The organism is Alteromonas sp. ABH4_452 (genome assembly GCF_056311825.1).
The window spans coordinates 2,459,358-2,473,134 of sequence record NZ_CM149973.1 but is presented as its reverse complement, the minus strand read 5'-3'; the positions used below and the strand labels follow the sequence as shown (position 1 = coordinate 2,473,134).

The 13,777-nt window shown below is 40.1% G+C and carries 22 protein-coding genes and 1 pseudogene; 21 read left to right on the top strand and 2 right to left on the bottom strand.

Translation table 11 applies throughout. The annotated features are described in order from the left end of the window. Window positions 1-999 precede the first annotated feature (999 nt). From ACYX4N_RS10580 to ACYX4N_RS10535, 10 genes are all read left to right on the top strand, one after another. Window positions 1,000-1,407: a GNAT family N-acetyltransferase gene (locus ACYX4N_RS10580; RefSeq protein WP_474806495.1), complete on the top strand. Its 408-nt coding sequence runs from the start codon at window positions 1,000-1,002 to the stop codon at window positions 1,405-1,407. Window positions 1,408-1,687: 280 nt separating this feature from the next. Next, entirely contained in the window at window positions 1,688-2,059 is a 372-nt protein-coding gene (locus ACYX4N_RS10575; RefSeq protein WP_474806493.1) for a hypothetical protein, read from the top strand. Between the two features lie 336 nt (window positions 2,060-2,395). Continuing rightward, the gene (locus ACYX4N_RS10570) at window positions 2,396-2,683 is read left to right on the top strand and encodes a hypothetical protein (RefSeq protein WP_476053995.1); all 288 of its coding nucleotides are present in this window, start codon (window positions 2,396-2,398) and stop codon (window positions 2,681-2,683) included. Between the two features lie 175 nt (window positions 2,684-2,858). Continuing rightward, window positions 2,859-3,218: a DUF2147 domain-containing protein gene (locus ACYX4N_RS10565; protein WP_474820716.1), complete on the top strand. Its 360-nt coding sequence runs from the start codon at window positions 2,859-2,861 to the stop codon at window positions 3,216-3,218. Window positions 3,219-3,348: 130 nt separating this feature from the next. Further along, on the top strand, window positions 3,349-3,768 hold the full coding sequence (locus ACYX4N_RS10560; protein WP_474806491.1) for a hypothetical protein: 420 nt from the start codon (window positions 3,349-3,351) through the stop codon (window positions 3,766-3,768). Window positions 3,769-4,046: 278 nt separating this feature from the next. Continuing rightward, window positions 4,047-4,436 (top strand): hypothetical protein, encoded by a 390-nt coding sequence (locus ACYX4N_RS10555; RefSeq protein WP_476053994.1) that lies wholly within the window; start codon window positions 4,047-4,049, stop codon window positions 4,434-4,436. A gap of 106 nt (window positions 4,437-4,542) precedes the next feature. Continuing rightward, window positions 4,543-5,529, top strand: coding sequence for a hypothetical protein (locus tag ACYX4N_RS10550; RefSeq protein ID WP_474806486.1), 987 nt, complete (start codon window positions 4,543-4,545; stop codon window positions 5,527-5,529). A gap of 526 nt (window positions 5,530-6,055) precedes the next feature. After that, on the top strand, window positions 6,056-6,487 hold the full coding sequence (locus ACYX4N_RS10545) for a hypothetical protein (RefSeq protein ID WP_474806482.1): 432 nt from the start codon (window positions 6,056-6,058) through the stop codon (window positions 6,485-6,487). 117 nt (window positions 6,488-6,604) lie between these two features. Continuing rightward, window positions 6,605-6,970 (top strand): hypothetical protein, encoded by a 366-nt coding sequence (locus ACYX4N_RS10540; RefSeq protein ID WP_474806481.1) that lies wholly within the window; start codon window positions 6,605-6,607, stop codon window positions 6,968-6,970. Window positions 6,971-7,110: 140 nt separating this feature from the next. Next, window positions 7,111-7,407 carry a hypothetical protein gene (locus tag ACYX4N_RS10535; RefSeq protein ID WP_474806479.1) on the top strand — a complete coding sequence of 99 codons (297 nt, stop codon included), beginning with the start codon at window positions 7,111-7,113 and terminating at the stop codon, window positions 7,405-7,407. 96 nt (window positions 7,408-7,503) lie between these two features. Here ACYX4N_RS10535 and ACYX4N_RS10530 read toward each other — a convergent pair whose 3' ends face one another. Beyond that, window positions 7,504-7,785: a type II toxin-antitoxin system RelE/ParE family toxin gene (locus ACYX4N_RS10530; protein WP_474806477.1), complete on the bottom strand. Its 282-nt coding sequence runs from the start codon at window positions 7,783-7,785 to the stop codon at window positions 7,504-7,506. Beyond that, window positions 7,782-8,066, bottom strand: coding sequence for a type II toxin-antitoxin system TacA family antitoxin (locus tag ACYX4N_RS10525; RefSeq protein ID WP_013783738.1), 285 nt, complete (start codon window positions 8,064-8,066; stop codon window positions 7,782-7,784). The genes ACYX4N_RS10530 and ACYX4N_RS10525 overlap by 4 nt, the downstream gene beginning before the upstream one ends. A 149-nt stretch (window positions 8,067-8,215) precedes the next feature. Here ACYX4N_RS10525 and ACYX4N_RS10520 point away from each other — a divergent pair, with 149 nt between their 5' ends. The 11 genes and pseudogenes from ACYX4N_RS10520 to ACYX4N_RS10470 all read left to right on the top strand — a co-directional run bounded on the left by ACYX4N_RS10520 (window position 8,216) and on the right by ACYX4N_RS10470 (window position 13,582). After that, window positions 8,216-8,581, top strand: coding sequence for a DUF7674 family protein (locus ACYX4N_RS10520; RefSeq protein ID WP_476053993.1), 366 nt, complete (start codon window positions 8,216-8,218; stop codon window positions 8,579-8,581). A 49-nt stretch (window positions 8,582-8,630) separates the two neighbouring features. After that, window positions 8,631-8,705: pseudogene (locus tag ACYX4N_RS10515) on the top strand (type II toxin-antitoxin system RelE/ParE family toxin); the annotation flags it as partial. Between the two features lie 50 nt (window positions 8,706-8,755). Then, on the top strand, window positions 8,756-8,998 hold the full coding sequence (locus ACYX4N_RS10510) for a HigA family addiction module antitoxin (protein ID WP_476053992.1): 243 nt from the start codon (window positions 8,756-8,758) through the stop codon (window positions 8,996-8,998). Between the two features lie 117 nt (window positions 8,999-9,115). Beyond that, the gene (locus ACYX4N_RS10505) at window positions 9,116-9,469 is read left to right on the top strand and encodes a hypothetical protein (RefSeq protein WP_476053991.1); all 354 of its coding nucleotides are present in this window, start codon (window positions 9,116-9,118) and stop codon (window positions 9,467-9,469) included. Between the two features lie 27 nt (window positions 9,470-9,496). Next, window positions 9,497-9,913 carry a hypothetical protein gene (locus ACYX4N_RS10500; RefSeq protein WP_476053990.1) on the top strand — a complete coding sequence of 139 codons (417 nt, stop codon included), beginning with the start codon at window positions 9,497-9,499 and terminating at the stop codon, window positions 9,911-9,913. A 3-nt stretch (window positions 9,914-9,916) separates the two neighbouring features. Next, entirely contained in the window at window positions 9,917-10,366 is a 450-nt protein-coding gene (locus tag ACYX4N_RS10495; protein WP_476053989.1) for a hypothetical protein, read from the top strand. A gap of 230 nt (window positions 10,367-10,596) precedes the next feature. After that, on the top strand, window positions 10,597-10,833 hold the full coding sequence (locus ACYX4N_RS10490; protein ID WP_476053987.1) for a hypothetical protein: 237 nt from the start codon (window positions 10,597-10,599) through the stop codon (window positions 10,831-10,833). 779 nt (window positions 10,834-11,612) lie between these two features. Beyond that, entirely contained in the window at window positions 11,613-11,909 is a 297-nt protein-coding gene (locus tag ACYX4N_RS10485; protein ID WP_476053986.1) for a hypothetical protein, read from the top strand. Window positions 11,910-12,303: 394 nt separating this feature from the next. After that, window positions 12,304-12,891, top strand: coding sequence for a hypothetical protein (locus ACYX4N_RS10480; protein ID WP_476053985.1), 588 nt, complete (start codon window positions 12,304-12,306; stop codon window positions 12,889-12,891). A 58-nt stretch (window positions 12,892-12,949) separates the two neighbouring features. Continuing rightward, on the top strand, window positions 12,950-13,180 hold the full coding sequence (locus tag ACYX4N_RS10475; RefSeq protein WP_474806449.1) for a hypothetical protein: 231 nt from the start codon (window positions 12,950-12,952) through the stop codon (window positions 13,178-13,180). Window positions 13,181-13,267: 87 nt separating this feature from the next. Further along, window positions 13,268-13,582: a hypothetical protein gene (locus ACYX4N_RS10470; RefSeq protein WP_476053984.1), complete on the top strand. Its 315-nt coding sequence runs from the start codon at window positions 13,268-13,270 to the stop codon at window positions 13,580-13,582. The last annotated feature ends 195 nt before the right edge of the window (window positions 13,583-13,777 follow it).

Sequence of the window (13,777 nt, the reverse complement as noted above, 5' to 3'; positions counted from 1 at the left end):
GCGGCTGCGCCATTATGCCCCACATGTCTGCGCCCGTTATTGGAAAGTTATAAGGCGTCAGCCTAAACTTCGTTTGGCTTTATAAAAATCCCAGTGCAACTACCCTCACCTGTTTTTACCTGCATCGCTTTGGCTTTTGGTAGTTTTAATGTCGCCGCATTAACTTCAAAGGTTGCGCATTAGGCGCTTTATCACCAAGTTCTTATTTTGAGTCAGTAAGCGCCAATGCGTTTGGCAGTTCAAATGGCGGCTTGCTTCTGCCAAATCAAAAACATTACTGCACAGTCGTTTCGCTTGTTTGTGTTAACAATCAATCGTATGCTGGCTTCAACAGTTTTTAAAAAGACCAAAGGAACTGGCTCTGCTTCTAACAAAGCGCTAAAGACCGCTCCCTTCGGTCGCTCAGACGCATTTACGCGGGGCGGCTTCGCCATTATGCCCCACGCAACTGCGCCGCTTAGCTTAATGTTATATTTCAAAGTTGGAGATGAGCTATTTTTCTCAGTTTTAAGGTAATCGCTTGGATTTATATTACGTTTGGTAGCTTTGCTGCGTTGACTGGACTCGGCTATGTACTAGCTGCTACTCATAATGGTGCCGGCAACCCTACAGGTGCTTTGGTGCAGGTTGCATTGTCTATTTGCTTAGTCGTAGCCAGCATATTTTTCCTTAAAAAATCAGCACGCGCACTGTTAGCTTTAAAGCTTCTCACTGCTTTAACTATTGTATTTCTAGTATATACCTCTGCCACATCAGAATTCATATCTATTCCCGCTAGTATATTTGGCTTACTTTTCTATATTGCACCTCTAGCGGTAATAATGGTTAAACTCAGCTCTTCGAGCGCTAAGCTCTTCGTTGACACAAATGAAATATAACAAGTCAATTAACGCGCTCACTTCGTTCGCTGGGACGCATACACGCAGGGCGGCTTCGCCATTATGCCCTACGTGCCTGCGCCCGTTATTGAAAAGTTATAAGCCTTACCAGAGTTGAGTTATGGAAATTGAAATCTCGTCTGATAAAACGAAGCTCAATGTTGAGTTAATTCATCGTTTCTTGTCTCAAGAGTCGTATTGGGCGAAAGGCCGTTCCTTAGAAACAGTGGTTAACACTATCCAAAACTCGTTTTGTATTGCAGCCTATTCAAAGGGACGTCAGGTTGCATTTGCAAGGGTAGTAACAGACTATTGTACTCATGCATACATCATGGACTTCTTTACCTCAGATGGTCTGCGTAATACGGGAATTGGTAGTTCATTGTTAACGGCATTACTTGATGCGCCAGAGTTGTCTGCAGTAAACAAGTTCAGTCTAAGTACAGACTCAGCTTCGCAGTTTTATCGTCGGGCGGGTTTTAAACCAGTTGCGAAATCAATATTAGCTTGGGAGCGGGGCGGCTTATAACAAACGCATTAAATCGCTCGCAAGCTCGCTGGGACGCTAACACATGGGCTGCGTCACTTCGTTCCTATTTTAGCCCATGTGTTATCGCCCTTTATGTGGGTGTTATAAGGCGTCAGCCTAAACTGCGTTTGGCTTTATAAAAACCCCAGTAAAACTACCCTCACCTGTTTTCATTAACATCGCTCTAGCTTGTGGCAGGTTTAAATCCGCCGCGTTCAATTCAAAGGTTGCGCATTAGGCGCTTTGTCGCCAAGTTGTTATTTGACGTCAACAAGCGCCAATGCGTTCGACAGTTCAAATGGCAGCTTGCTCCAGTCAAATCAAAACCATCACTGCTCAGTCGTTTTGCTTGTTTGTGTTAACAATCAATCGTATGCTGGCTTTAACAGTTTTTAAACAGACCAAAGGAACTGGCTTTGCTTATAACAAGGCGCTTAAGACCGCTCCCTTCGGTCGCTCGGACGCATTTACGCGGGGCGGCTTCGCCATTATGCCCCACGCAACTGCGCCGCTTAGCTTAATGTTAGAAGTGCCAGAAGGATCTGCAAATGTCTTATTACAACTCCACTATTTTAAAGACCGCTGCAAAAGTCTCTTTTTTACATATTTCTTGGCTTGTTGCCCTAATTGGAATTCCGATTGTATTTTTTAGGGATGGCTTAGACTTAGTAGAGAAGTCATTATTGTTTAGTGGATTATTGTTCTTTTTCTGGTTTGTATATTTACTTTTTTGCATTACATTTCATAGGCTAAGTATGCGAAATGAACATAACAGATTTGGCTACCTTGCAAAGGATGACCTCGAAAAAGGCAGAGAAGTTGGTACACATTTGGAGGGTTGGTAGCATGGCACTTCTAACAAAACGCTCAAGCTCACTCCCTCCGGTCGCTGGGACGCCTATACGCGGGGCGGCTTCGCCATTATGCCCCACGCATTTGCGCCCCTTAGCTTAAAGTTATGTGCTTAAATGACAAGGTTTAGACCAATTTGAATAAAGAGATAAAACGAAGCCTATTTTACCTAGTGATTACTACTACCGTCTCGTTACTAGTTTTAGAAAATGTAGGTAGCGGAATAGAACTTATCTCTAGCCGTCGCGGTTCGGATATACATATTTTTGTTATATATGTTTTATCTCTCTTTTTTGTTGGCTATTCGTTGTTTTCTCTAGTGAGGGCTGTCGCATTTACTACCATTGGCTCAGACTCGTTTTGGCGTAAAAGCATATGGGATATCATACTTGGCCCTGTTCCAGATAACAGTGAAAAGCAATGATAGGATGTTTTTCAATCGCACATAACAAGCGCATCAAGTCGCTCGCAGGCTCGCTCGGACACAAAAACTACGCGGCGTTTAGTTTTGTGCTTCGCAATTTTAACCTAAACGCCGCTACGTTTTCGTGCCGCTTATGCGGGTGTTATACACAATGCGCAAAATCAGGAAGATTAAAGTGAATAAAACCAAAACGTCTCTTCTATTTTCTGCTTTCATAGGCACTTGTTTAGTAACGATAAGTGCATTTGCTTCATCAACAATAGAAGGCGTTTGGAAACATGCAACAAAACCAGCTCTAATCGAATTCAATTTAAAAACTGGTGTAGCAAGTGTCAAAGAGCACCAAATTCATAAACAAAACTCTGGCCTCACAATCATCAAAAATATTGTTCAATCAACAGAAACTGAGTGGTTTGGGGAAATGTACAATGGCTACAAAGAGAAATATGTATTCGTTACAATCAAGTTAAATGGCACATCGCTATCTGTCTTCGACTCCGAAAACAGTGAAGTGCTTAAACTTATCAAGGAGTAGCCTTGTGTATAACAAAAAAATCAAGCTCGCCCGCTGCGCGGGCTGGGACGCAAACACGCAGGGCGGCTTCGCCATTATGCCCTACGTGCCTGCGCCCCTTATTTAAAAGTTATACATTCGGAGAGTATTCGTGCCAGATATCGCGTCAATTGGTGCCGCTTTAGCGAGCATAAAAACAGCTACAGACATTGCAAAGCTAATTAAAGAAAGTGGTACTTCGCTGGAGCAGGCTGAAGTAAAGCTGCAAATAGCAGATTTAATAAGTAGCCTTGCAGATGCAAAAATTGAGCTCGCGGAACTTCAAACAGAAATGAATCAGCTCAAGGATAAACTGAATCAAAGGGCATCACTCAAATGGGTGAAACCTTATTATATGATTCAAAGTGGCGATGAAGTGGAAGGCCCATTTTGTCCAAGCTGTTACGATAATAATGAAAAAATGATAAGGCTACAGGGATCTGGACGTAATGGATGGTCCTGTCTAACTTGCAAAGGGTTTTACAAAGACTCTGAGTATGTACAACCACCACCAATTAGGGCTAGCAGATAAATGTATAACAAAACGCTCAAGTTCGCTCCCTCCGGTCGCTGGGACGCCTATACGCGGGGCGGCTTCGCCATTATGCCCCACACATTGTATGTCTGTCATTTTATAGACGAAAAGTGGTGTATATTCAGCGCAAATGTATATCAAGGTAGTTTTTAGCAATGCCACATAACAAAAAAATTAAGGCACTCACTTCGTTCGCTGGGACGCATACACGTGGGCTGCTTCGCATTATAGCCCACGCGTCTGCGCCCCTTATTTAAAAGTTAGGAGACAAGGGAATGTTGCAGTATAAAAGGATTTTTATGTTTACCCCTTTATCAATTCTTTTGCCCGCATTGAGTGTGGCGATTTTGGTTTTAGTGTTTAGTCGTTTTGGGATCGCTACTACTGCTTTTTCATTCTTGGCTACGTCGTATATTGTAGGTGGCGCTTTAACCTTTGTGGTTTTCTGGTGGTTTGCTACAGGTGTAAATAAAAAGCCATATTTGCATGCGTTTGTGATGTATGTTTGCAGTTTTTTAATATCAACTTTCGTACTTATGTTGTTTGCTGGCGGTGGTTATATTTCTACTGATTTAGCCTTTGACGCTTTAATTTCAATTATGGTTATGTTCGTAGCAACCAAAGTCGGCTATAAAAACAAGGAGGTATCAAGCTATGTCTCCTAACAAAAAAATAATGTCGCCCGCAGGCGGGCTGGGACACAAACAGGCAGGCGGCTTCGCCATTATAGCCTGCCTATTTGTGCCCCATATTTAGGTGTTATCTGCAAGAATGAAAAGCATACTTTATTTCGTTGTTTTAATTGTATCTTTTGGACCATCTGCGATTTTACTAACCCTTGGGGTTATATTTAGTCCCGTTTGGCTCTACCAGCTATTCGAGAGTAAAATGGCAACGCTGATCCCCTTCCTAATAGTATTAGCTGGTCTTTTAGGCTTTTGGGGGATGCTCGCACTTAACAACCTGACACTTTATCCGCATAAAACAGATACTCCGCCTAATCGATTAATTGTTTATCTATCTTTAGGCTGTATAGCGTCATTTACTGCAACTGTTTTTGCGGCATATATAGATTGGCTTTTTGCTATTGCTATGTTTCTACCAATTCCAGTAACCGCTTGTCTTACATATTGCAATAGAGCATATTTCCATAAGCAGGTTTGCAGCAAGGATGTTTCTATGAAAAAGTTTATCTTAATTTTTTTCCTAATTGCACACACAGTAGGGGCCCAAACTCTCTATCCAAGCGAACATGAAACACAAGCCGGCAAAGCCGAACTAAATTCATTTTTGGTGTATTGCGATGATGATTGTTATTTCACTATGTTCTTAAAGGTCCAAAGACTAGATTTTGAATCGTCAAATGAATCAGGGGCTATGTATCGGGTTTGGAACGAAAATAGAGACCAATATATTCTATTCGGTATCGACGCAAATAAAACAAAAAAAGAACCTCAAATTACCATCGTATCTTCGAAGGATGGTAAAAAGCTCATTCTAGGAACATCAGAATTGGAGGCATTCGAAGGATTTAGGTTTGAATGGAAGGATGGATTTTACGAGTTAAAAAACCTAAGAAGTGTTCCTTATGATAATTACTCAAAAATAGAAGAGAGTGGATTAGGATTCAAAGGGAACTTGGACTTTAAACCACATTCTATCGAATATTTATTTTTAGGAGCCAAGCTTACACAGTTCGTCGATGCTACTTCGCAAAATATTAACCCTGAATGGAAAAAGGTTGGTAGTGGCAGCTAACAAGTCAATAAACCCGTTCGCTGGGACGCATACACGCGGGGCGGCTTCGCCATTATGCCCCACATGTCTGAGCCCGTTATTGAAAAGTTAGGCGTCATTTACTTACAGCATTTAAAAGTAGGTTCAACCGTGACATTTCAGCACCAAGGTTGTTTCGCTAGGTTGTCTTTGCGATTAGCTTTGTCAGTTGTTCAAATGACTTTAGCAACGTGCTTTTCATCAACATCGAAACGCCAACATTCAACGCTACAAGTTGTCTAAACTAGCTCTTTTATCCAGCAATGTCGTTAACATCTGGCATTTCGCACAAGGTTGTTTTATCTTAAATTCAATAATTTAAATAAGTGGTCGTATCGGCTAGTGATGGCAGCAAAGCTGCGTACTTATCTTTGTACGCCTAACAAAACGCTGTTGGCACTCCCTCCGGTCGCTGGGACGCTAACACGTGGGCTGGCTCGCTTCGCTCGGATTTTAGCCCACGTGCTAGCGCCCCAAAGCTTAGCGTTATAATTTAGGGGTGATTTTAATGAAAAGGACGTTTCTTACAGTTATCTCGGTTAGCCTAATTTTATATAGCAGCTATACGATTGGGAAGACTATCAAGAGTACAGAGTATGAATTTATTGGACACTGGATTTTCAGTAAGGCAGAAACAATTGAAAGCTTTGAAAATTCAGAAATGAGTGAAGAAGAAGTTCATAAATTCTCAAAGATATTAAAAAATCAGGAAATAGTAATATCTGACGGCCTATATTCTGTTTATCCAAGTAGAGGAAACCCCATAAGAACTCATTTCTCGCTAATAACTCCACCGGATGATGAAGGCTGCTTTGTCCTTCAATTTGAAGACACAAGAATACCTCTGGATATACAACAAAATACATTCTGTATCAGAGAGGGGAAACTTCTATTGCCCGCTCCAAAGGGCGCAGAGGAAGTCTATAATAGAAAATTATAACAAACACATTAAGTCGCTTCGCTGGGACAGTAACACGTGGGCTCTGTCGCTTCGCTCGGATTTTAGCCCACGCGTTACTGCCCCGTTATGTGGGTGTTATGTTTTTCAGGGAAACATGTGTACTTAGGTGATTGGGATAAGGCAATAGTAAGGAGCTTGCTGACATCTAGTTTACTATTGCCAGCGATCTTTCTTATCGGCGCAGATAACTTACAAAGTTCCGAAATCCCCGGATTAATAGCAACTTTTTCGCTCTATATTGGAGTTTTCCTACTGGTATCTATAGCAGGCTGGTTAATTATCGGGTTTCCAGTTCACTGGCTGGCTTGTAAGTACAAAAAAACAAACTATTTGTTTTACATGGTTTTGCCAGTAACATTTACACTGGTAAGTGCCACTACTAACGGCCCTTGGATACTTGGCGTAATTGCTTCGGTTCAGGCTTTGATATTTCGGTATGTTGTTTTTAAAAACAAAACATAACAAAAAAAATCAAGCTCGCCTGCTGCGCAGGCTGGGACGCAAACACGCGGGGCGGCTTCGCCATTATGCCCCACATGCCTGCGCCCCTTATTTAAAAGTTATGCACTACAGAGTCTTCTTAAAAGGAATTTATGTTTTTAATGTCGATTAAATTTAGCAATTGTCATACTTTCTTTGAACAAGCTGCCTTTTTAATCGCAGTCCTAGGGATATTGCTAACAATTTTCAGTGCTTTCGCAGTTTTCTCAAACGAAAGAAAACAAGAAAAATTTGATTGGTATATCGAAATTCTTGGTCCTTTTCACATTCTGTTGAGCTCCAAGGGGCTAAACTCGGTTGGAGCCAAATGGAGGCCAGTTCTTTTGGTCGCAATTATTGCAACAACATCTTCGTTTATTGCATTAAGCTATGGAGGTCTGTGTCATGCACGTGCATAACAAACAAATTATGGCACTCGCTAACGCTCGCTGGGACGCAAACACGTGCGCGGCTTCGCCATTATTGCACACGTGTCTGCGCCCCATATTTGGAAGTTAGTTGCCTACAGGAAATTTTTGCTTTTGGTGTAAAACTCGAAGAATGTGAATAATGTCGTCTTTTATGAAATATGAAACAATCATTGAAACCTCTGGAATTATTAACAGTCTTCCCGGTATACCCTCTCTCTCCACTCCCATACGAGGTTGCTGGTTCAAGTTTTCAACTTTCTTCTCAATTATTGCATCAGTTTTTTCTGCTGCTAATGGGTTAAATTCGTATAAAAACTCGAAAATAGCCTCACGATCGTCCAACGAACTTTTTTCCCATAAGATCATTTTTTGGCTTTATTCCTAATTTTCATTTTTCGAGCTTCCATGTCCAAGTTCGCTTCTTCATGACTGACAAACTTGCTTTGCCCACTCTCTAATTTACTGAACGCAGCATTAACCTCTTCAGTAAGCCACTGATCATGAGTAATTATTTTTCGTTGCTGTTCAGCGAGTTCTTCCGTAAGCTCTCTACAAGCGTCACTTAAAGTGCGTCCTTGGCTTTCGGCCATTATCTGAGCTAGCCGTTTAGTTTCTTCATCTACTCTAAACTGAATACGGGTATCCATGGTAAACTCCTTATGAAATGTACACACAAATGTTAGCACAGCTATTGAATTTACGGCAACTAACAAAAGCATTAACTCAGTCGCTCGCGGGTTCGCTGGGACGCATACATGCGCCCCTTATGCGGGTGTTAGGTGCTTCTGGGAAATCAATGGCTAAATCAGAAATAAGACGATTCTTAAAAGAGATCCGCACTAAGTTTCCTCACGTTATTCCTCTTATGGAAAAACATGAGAGTTGGGCGCTTACATTTCTAATGGAAGAGTTCGCAAATTTGACAACTATTTTGTTAAACCAAGGCGACTTAGAAGAAGCACTAGAACAGTTGCAGTACATGAGCGAGAAACTAGATACTGCAACCAAGGCGGAACTCGAGTACATAGATATATATTATACAGAGCACTTATTCTGGAAAGGTACCAAAGAAGGTGTTGAACGTGGCTGGCCTCTCGTACCAGGTAATCTCAGAAAATTGTACTTGGACTCTCATGGTAAACCACCTAGGGTAGTGGTTTAAAAATGCACGCACCTGACAAAAAATCAAGTTCGCCCGCTGCGCGGGTTGGGACGGTAATTGGTGAGTAACTTTTGAGTTCACGGATGGTAATGCTTACATCTTAAATTACGAGGATTATCACTAATGAATATGCATAACCCACCGCATCCAGGTTAATTTATTGAGTCTATTTACATGGAGCCACATGGTATAAGTTGCAGGTCCCTTGCTACCCATCTTGGTGTTGCCGCTTCAACATTAAATCGTGTAGTGAAGGGCAAAAGTGCAGTAACGCCAGAAATGGCGTTAAGACTATCAAAAGTATTGGGGCGCAGCCCTGAAAGTTGGCTTAGCATGCAAGACAATTACGAACTTTGGCAGGCCAAACAGAATATCAACTTGGATAACGTGCAGCCAATAGATCTGCATGCCGCCTAAAAAGATAAAGTCACTCGCTATCGCTTGCTGGGACGCTATCACGCAGGACGGCTTCGCCATTATACTCTAAAGAAAAGCGCCCTTTAGCTTAGTGCTATAACGATAAGGAACATCACGATGCTTCTTACAACGAAAAATATAAAGTCAACAACTATAATGTCAGTTGTTATGGCTTTGACGCTTTTTTTCACCCATAGCTTTTATTCAGAAGTTGAGATGAGGCCTATCAACTTAATGCCTTATTTGCTATCAGCTTTTTGTGGCGTTGTTTTAGCTTTTTTATACTTATCTCTTTTCCCCAGTCAAAGAAAAAATAGTTTTCTCACATTTTTCATACCCGGTGTTGCCTTAATAATCGTATTGTTTCTAACGGGATTAGCTAATTTATGGCTAATAGATGAGTTAATGTTTATGTTAGCTTTTATATTTGGTGGGCAAGAAATTTCAAAGCCGATTGAAAAATCGTTATAACAAGGTGTTACGTTCAAGGAAAAATTGGTGGACTATCAAGCGAATACAGGACGTTTTAGCGAAATTATAGTTGGCATCGTGACGACATCTATCTCACTTATCTTCTTTGGATTAGTTTTAATTATTTTTGTTAAAGGTGAAGCTTCTTTTGCCGCAGCAATAGGTATTTTAGCTTCAAGCTCTCTAGGTATATGGTTTGCGTTGCTTTCATACAGGCTGCTTTTTCATAAACCTAAAAAATATGGTGGTTTAATATCTCCTTTGGCGCTAAAGTTTTGGTGTGTCGTATTCGGACTATTCTCGTCAGTATTTTTGTTGTTCGGTATTTTAGAGTTAAACACCAAAGCAGTATTTAGCTCTATTATCATGCTTCCTGCATGTTTCTACGGCTGGCAATTAGCGAATAAAAGGCAGCTACGCAGTGGCATAAATATAAGGAAATAAATTATGAAAAATGTTGTTTTAGCGTTTATCTTTTTACTTGCTGGTTGCACTTCCACAACCTCGCATACTACATCTGCATTCTCAGACACAATGGAAATAATAAAGGCTGCTGCAGATTCAGCGCCTAAAGGTGTACCTGGACAATACACTCTTCAAATAGTCGCAACTGGTAGCCAAGGGCAATATGTCTATTTAAATACTGAAAAAGACTATCGTGATCAGAGAGCAGTAACCGTCGCTTTACACCCAAAAGTAATTGCACAATTAACCGCTAAATATGGAATGCCGCCGCAAGAATATTTTTTAAATAAAGCAATAGTAGTTATTGGTGAAGCACAGCGGGTTGAGATTGCATTTTTATCAGACGGCAAACCTACCGGTAAGTACTATTACCAAACACATGTAAGAGTAATGGACATATCGCAACTGAAGGTTGTGGACGAACATGCCTAACAACAATTAAGCTGGCCTGCTTCCACAGGCTGATACGCATAAATTCGGGGCGGCTAACAGTTGGCTTTATATAAAACCAACTAGGCACGGGACAGCTAGAGCTTTGCTCAATTCCGCGTTGCTTCAGAGTTTAGCCGTTGTGGCCTCGTCATTAGAAAGTTATACGAATAAATGTGAAACATAAGAAAATCATTGGTAACCTAAAAGCTCTATTCAAATAAGGAAGTTCTATGAAAAGCCGTACAAAAATAGTTTTATCAGCCGTTGCTTTCACATCTGTAATAAGTTTGCAGTCCTTTATCCTGTATCAGCAAAATCAAGCAAATAGTACTCTAAATGGCAAAGTTGACAGACTTCAGAGTCAAATTGAGCAAACAAGCAAAGCTAATCAAGATCTTCTCTTAAAAATAGAAAGCTTAGAAAGTAATTTAGAGCTTAAACCTCGTAGCCTTCTTTCTATGAACTAATTGGCTCTTTGAATAACAACCTAATCAACCTACTGCTTTCTTGCGTTAGGTTGTTATATGCCAGCAATTTTTACAAGTCGCGTCGCGAATTCAACTTCGAATTGCAACACAAAGAATTAACTATGTAACTTTCTCAGCCTTGAAAAACTATCAGCAGACCACACTGATATTTAAACGATTAATTCAAGGATGAAGAAATGCCACAAATAAATAGTTTGTTTGAAGAAAAATCGATAGTAACGGTTCTAGCTTTGTGCGTTTTCTCATTTGGGGTTTACGTTGTGTATCGCCTGTGGCAGTTAACTGAAATACTGAATTCGACAATAAAAAGCCACATTTCAAAGGCATTTACATCCACGGCAATTTCGATTCACATACTTTCGTTACTAGGACTCACTTACTATTTTCTGTTCCCTGCACCAGCAGCGTTATTAGTTACGGCTAAGGTTCTTCATCTAATATCCGCAGTTTTCCATATTGTATGGATTATCAAAGTTAGAAATAGAATCAACAGGATAAACAAAGCGTCAAAAGGCAATTATTTGTGGCTAGACCCATTTCTTAGCAGCTTTTTTCACGTCATCTACTTTCAATACAAAATAAACCAATCTATAGCTTCTGGTATCTCTGGCAAAACTGCGATATAACAATTAAAACACGTCGCTCGCGGTATCAAAGGGACACAAAAGCGGCGGTTCTAGTGCTTCGCTTTGATTAAAGAAAGAATTAATAAATGCGCCCTTTATTTAAGAGTCGTGCGCACAGGAGGTTACAATCACATGGAAAGTTTCATCCCGTTATTTTTAATATCTATACTTATTTTTCTCCAAATAAAAAAATTTAGAGATATGTGTAAATATTTATCTTTCACCTACCCAGAAGAATGGGAAAAATTATCCCGCAACTCTTTAAACGTTTCTCAATGGTCTGTTGCAAGTGCAAATTTAAATGAATCTCTCAAAACAGGTTTTTTTTCAACTGTAGCCGATGAAAAAATAAGACAGTTTAAAAGGTTTAGATTATTAAATATGCTCGTGATGGGAGCTGTGATATTGCTACATTTTATTCTCTTTTAACGGCACCAATAACGCATAGCAACCTATTACAGGACCTTATCCTATGTTCGAAAGCGGAGGCCTTCGAAAAGCTGTTTCATACTGATGGCTGAATAAAATAAAAGATAAACGAATCGATTTATGTTCTCACCTTAACATCGGCTTTGTCAGCACTTAAAGTACGTAAGGGCGCTTCCAATCCAATCCTCGCGTTTTTTTTGTATGTTTTTACTATCAATCGTATTCTAATCTTACTTATGTTTAAAAACAGCCAAGGAATTAGGCATTGCTGTTTACAAAGCATTAGGTGTTTTGATAGACAGGTGATTTGAGCCCGACAGTGTCTGTCCTATGCACTGCTCACTTAAACCTTTTGATCAGAATAGCTAAAGCACAACCAACAGGGAGTTTTATTTTGAACATTTATTTCCCGCTAGTGTTTACTTTAATGGCGATATTCCTTCTTTATATTGGCCTAAAAGTCATAACATCTAAGAGACCTTTATTACTACCGTCTAAAGTGTTCTTTGTGTTTATGGTTATCGCGGTTACCCCTCAGCTAATTATGTCAGTTGAAGCTTACTTTTCTACCGGTGCTTTTAGTTTATTATCTTTAATGTCCCCTCTTATGTATGTTGTTCTTTTGGCATTTGTTTGGGTACTAATGAAAGGCTATATGGCAATAGGTATTTCTGACGACTCATTTAGAAGTGCTTTGCACTACGCACTGAACCAAAACCATATACAATTTGAAGAGCAAGTCTCAATAATTAAACTCACAGATAGTAGCGCAGATCTTCTGGTGTCAGTTCAAAGCTGGGTAGGTACGGGGCAATTAAAATTAAAACAATCGAAAGACAACTATCTGTTGAGCACGCTAGTTTCAAGCATCAATCAATATTTTCAATCTAACGCCGTAAAATCCAATTATACGGTACCAGTCTTTTATATTTTGTTTGGCCTAATTCTATTGGTGCTTTCGGCTTTCTTCTATTCCTTTTAATAAGAACTAAAAGCGGAAAAGTATTGTCTGCGCAGCTTAACCCGCAAGGAGAGTAATAATGGGTGTTACTAACAATAATTTCTTTAAAGTAGTAATTTTTATAATCTCGGTTTTGTTTTCTGGCTTGCTGTTAGAGCTAGCTGGGCTAAACGCATCTCAAGCCAATATATTATCACTCTCAACGTTTTCACTGCCTGTATTTATCATCTTTGGAATCTGCGTTAACTGGATGTACAACGCTGCTCGCCTGCTTAGCATCCATTATTTGCAAAAACAGACTCGTGAATAACGGCTTCACTGAATTTAATAATAGTGCCGCACTGCCTCAGTCGTTTACTGAAAGCGATAGCGCACAGCGAGTTAATGGAAGAAACTTATGATGAAACTAATACCTTACTCTGATTTAAAGCCCAGGAACTTGGGCATAATTCTATTTTTTGCGCGTTTGTTAGCTTATGTCGGTTATTTCTTTATAGGTATAGCCCTTTTAGCTTTCGCTTCCGAAATTTATAATTATGAATTTCCAAGTATACCGGTTGGAGGCCAAGGAGAAACTTATCATGCAGACACATACAAAATGGGATTAATTTTTCTTGTTTTTGCTTTAGTTATATTGATCGTATCTGCTCTATTTGCTGCACTTGTTTCTTGGGAGGCTTCACTCACACGCCCGAACGATCGCGAAATATGACAATGCAGGTTACTTATAGTTTGATATCCTCGTGTAACACTTCGTTCGAAATTGCTTGTAAGCCGCGTTCATAAGTATTGAAACGGTTTAGCTTTGTAACAGAGATGCTATTCAAGGCTTCTAGCTGAAACAAAACCAGTCTTAGCTACAACCTTACGAAACAACTCACTTTTCACACCAACACATGGAAGTATT

What these genes read in the sequence shown, in the direction of transcription:
- ACYX4N_RS10580 (WP_474806495.1), top strand. Translation starts at nt 1,000, where the DNA reads ATGGAAATTGAAATCTCGTCTGATAAAACGAAGCTCAATGTTGAGTTA.
- ACYX4N_RS10575 (WP_474806493.1), top strand. Translation starts at nt 1,688, where the DNA reads ATGCGTTCGACAGTTCAAATGGCAGCTTGCTCCAGTCAAATCAAAACC.
- ACYX4N_RS10555 (WP_476053994.1), top strand. Translation starts at nt 4,047, where the DNA reads ATGTTGCAGTATAAAAGGATTTTTATGTTTACCCCTTTATCAATTCTT.
- ACYX4N_RS10550 (WP_474806486.1), top strand. Translation starts at nt 4,543, where the DNA reads ATGAAAAGCATACTTTATTTCGTTGTTTTAATTGTATCTTTTGGACCA.
- ACYX4N_RS10545 (WP_474806482.1), top strand. Translation starts at nt 6,056, where the DNA reads ATGAAAAGGACGTTTCTTACAGTTATCTCGGTTAGCCTAATTTTATAT.
- ACYX4N_RS10535 (WP_474806479.1), top strand. Translation starts at nt 7,111, where the DNA reads ATGTCGATTAAATTTAGCAATTGTCATACTTTCTTTGAACAAGCTGCC.
- ACYX4N_RS10530 (WP_474806477.1), bottom strand. Translation starts at nt 7,785, where the DNA reads ATGATCTTATGGGAAAAAAGTTCGTTGGACGATCGTGAGGCTATTTTC.
- ACYX4N_RS10525 (WP_013783738.1), bottom strand. Translation starts at nt 8,066, where the DNA reads ATGGATACCCGTATTCAGTTTAGAGTAGATGAAGAAACTAAACGGCTA.
- ACYX4N_RS10520 (WP_476053993.1), top strand. Translation starts at nt 8,216, where the DNA reads ATGGCTAAATCAGAAATAAGACGATTCTTAAAAGAGATCCGCACTAAG.
- ACYX4N_RS10510 (WP_476053992.1), top strand. Translation starts at nt 8,756, where the DNA reads ATGGAGCCACATGGTATAAGTTGCAGGTCCCTTGCTACCCATCTTGGT.
- ACYX4N_RS10505 (WP_476053991.1), top strand. Translation starts at nt 9,116, where the DNA reads ATGCTTCTTACAACGAAAAATATAAAGTCAACAACTATAATGTCAGTT.
- ACYX4N_RS10495 (WP_476053989.1), top strand. Translation starts at nt 9,917, where the DNA reads ATGAAAAATGTTGTTTTAGCGTTTATCTTTTTACTTGCTGGTTGCACT.
- ACYX4N_RS10490 (WP_476053987.1), top strand. Translation starts at nt 10,597, where the DNA reads ATGAAAAGCCGTACAAAAATAGTTTTATCAGCCGTTGCTTTCACATCT.
- ACYX4N_RS10485 (WP_476053986.1), top strand. Translation starts at nt 11,613, where the DNA reads ATGGAAAGTTTCATCCCGTTATTTTTAATATCTATACTTATTTTTCTC.
- ACYX4N_RS10475 (WP_474806449.1), top strand. Translation starts at nt 12,950, where the DNA reads ATGGGTGTTACTAACAATAATTTCTTTAAAGTAGTAATTTTTATAATC.
- ACYX4N_RS10470 (WP_476053984.1), top strand. Translation starts at nt 13,268, where the DNA reads ATGATGAAACTAATACCTTACTCTGATTTAAAGCCCAGGAACTTGGGC.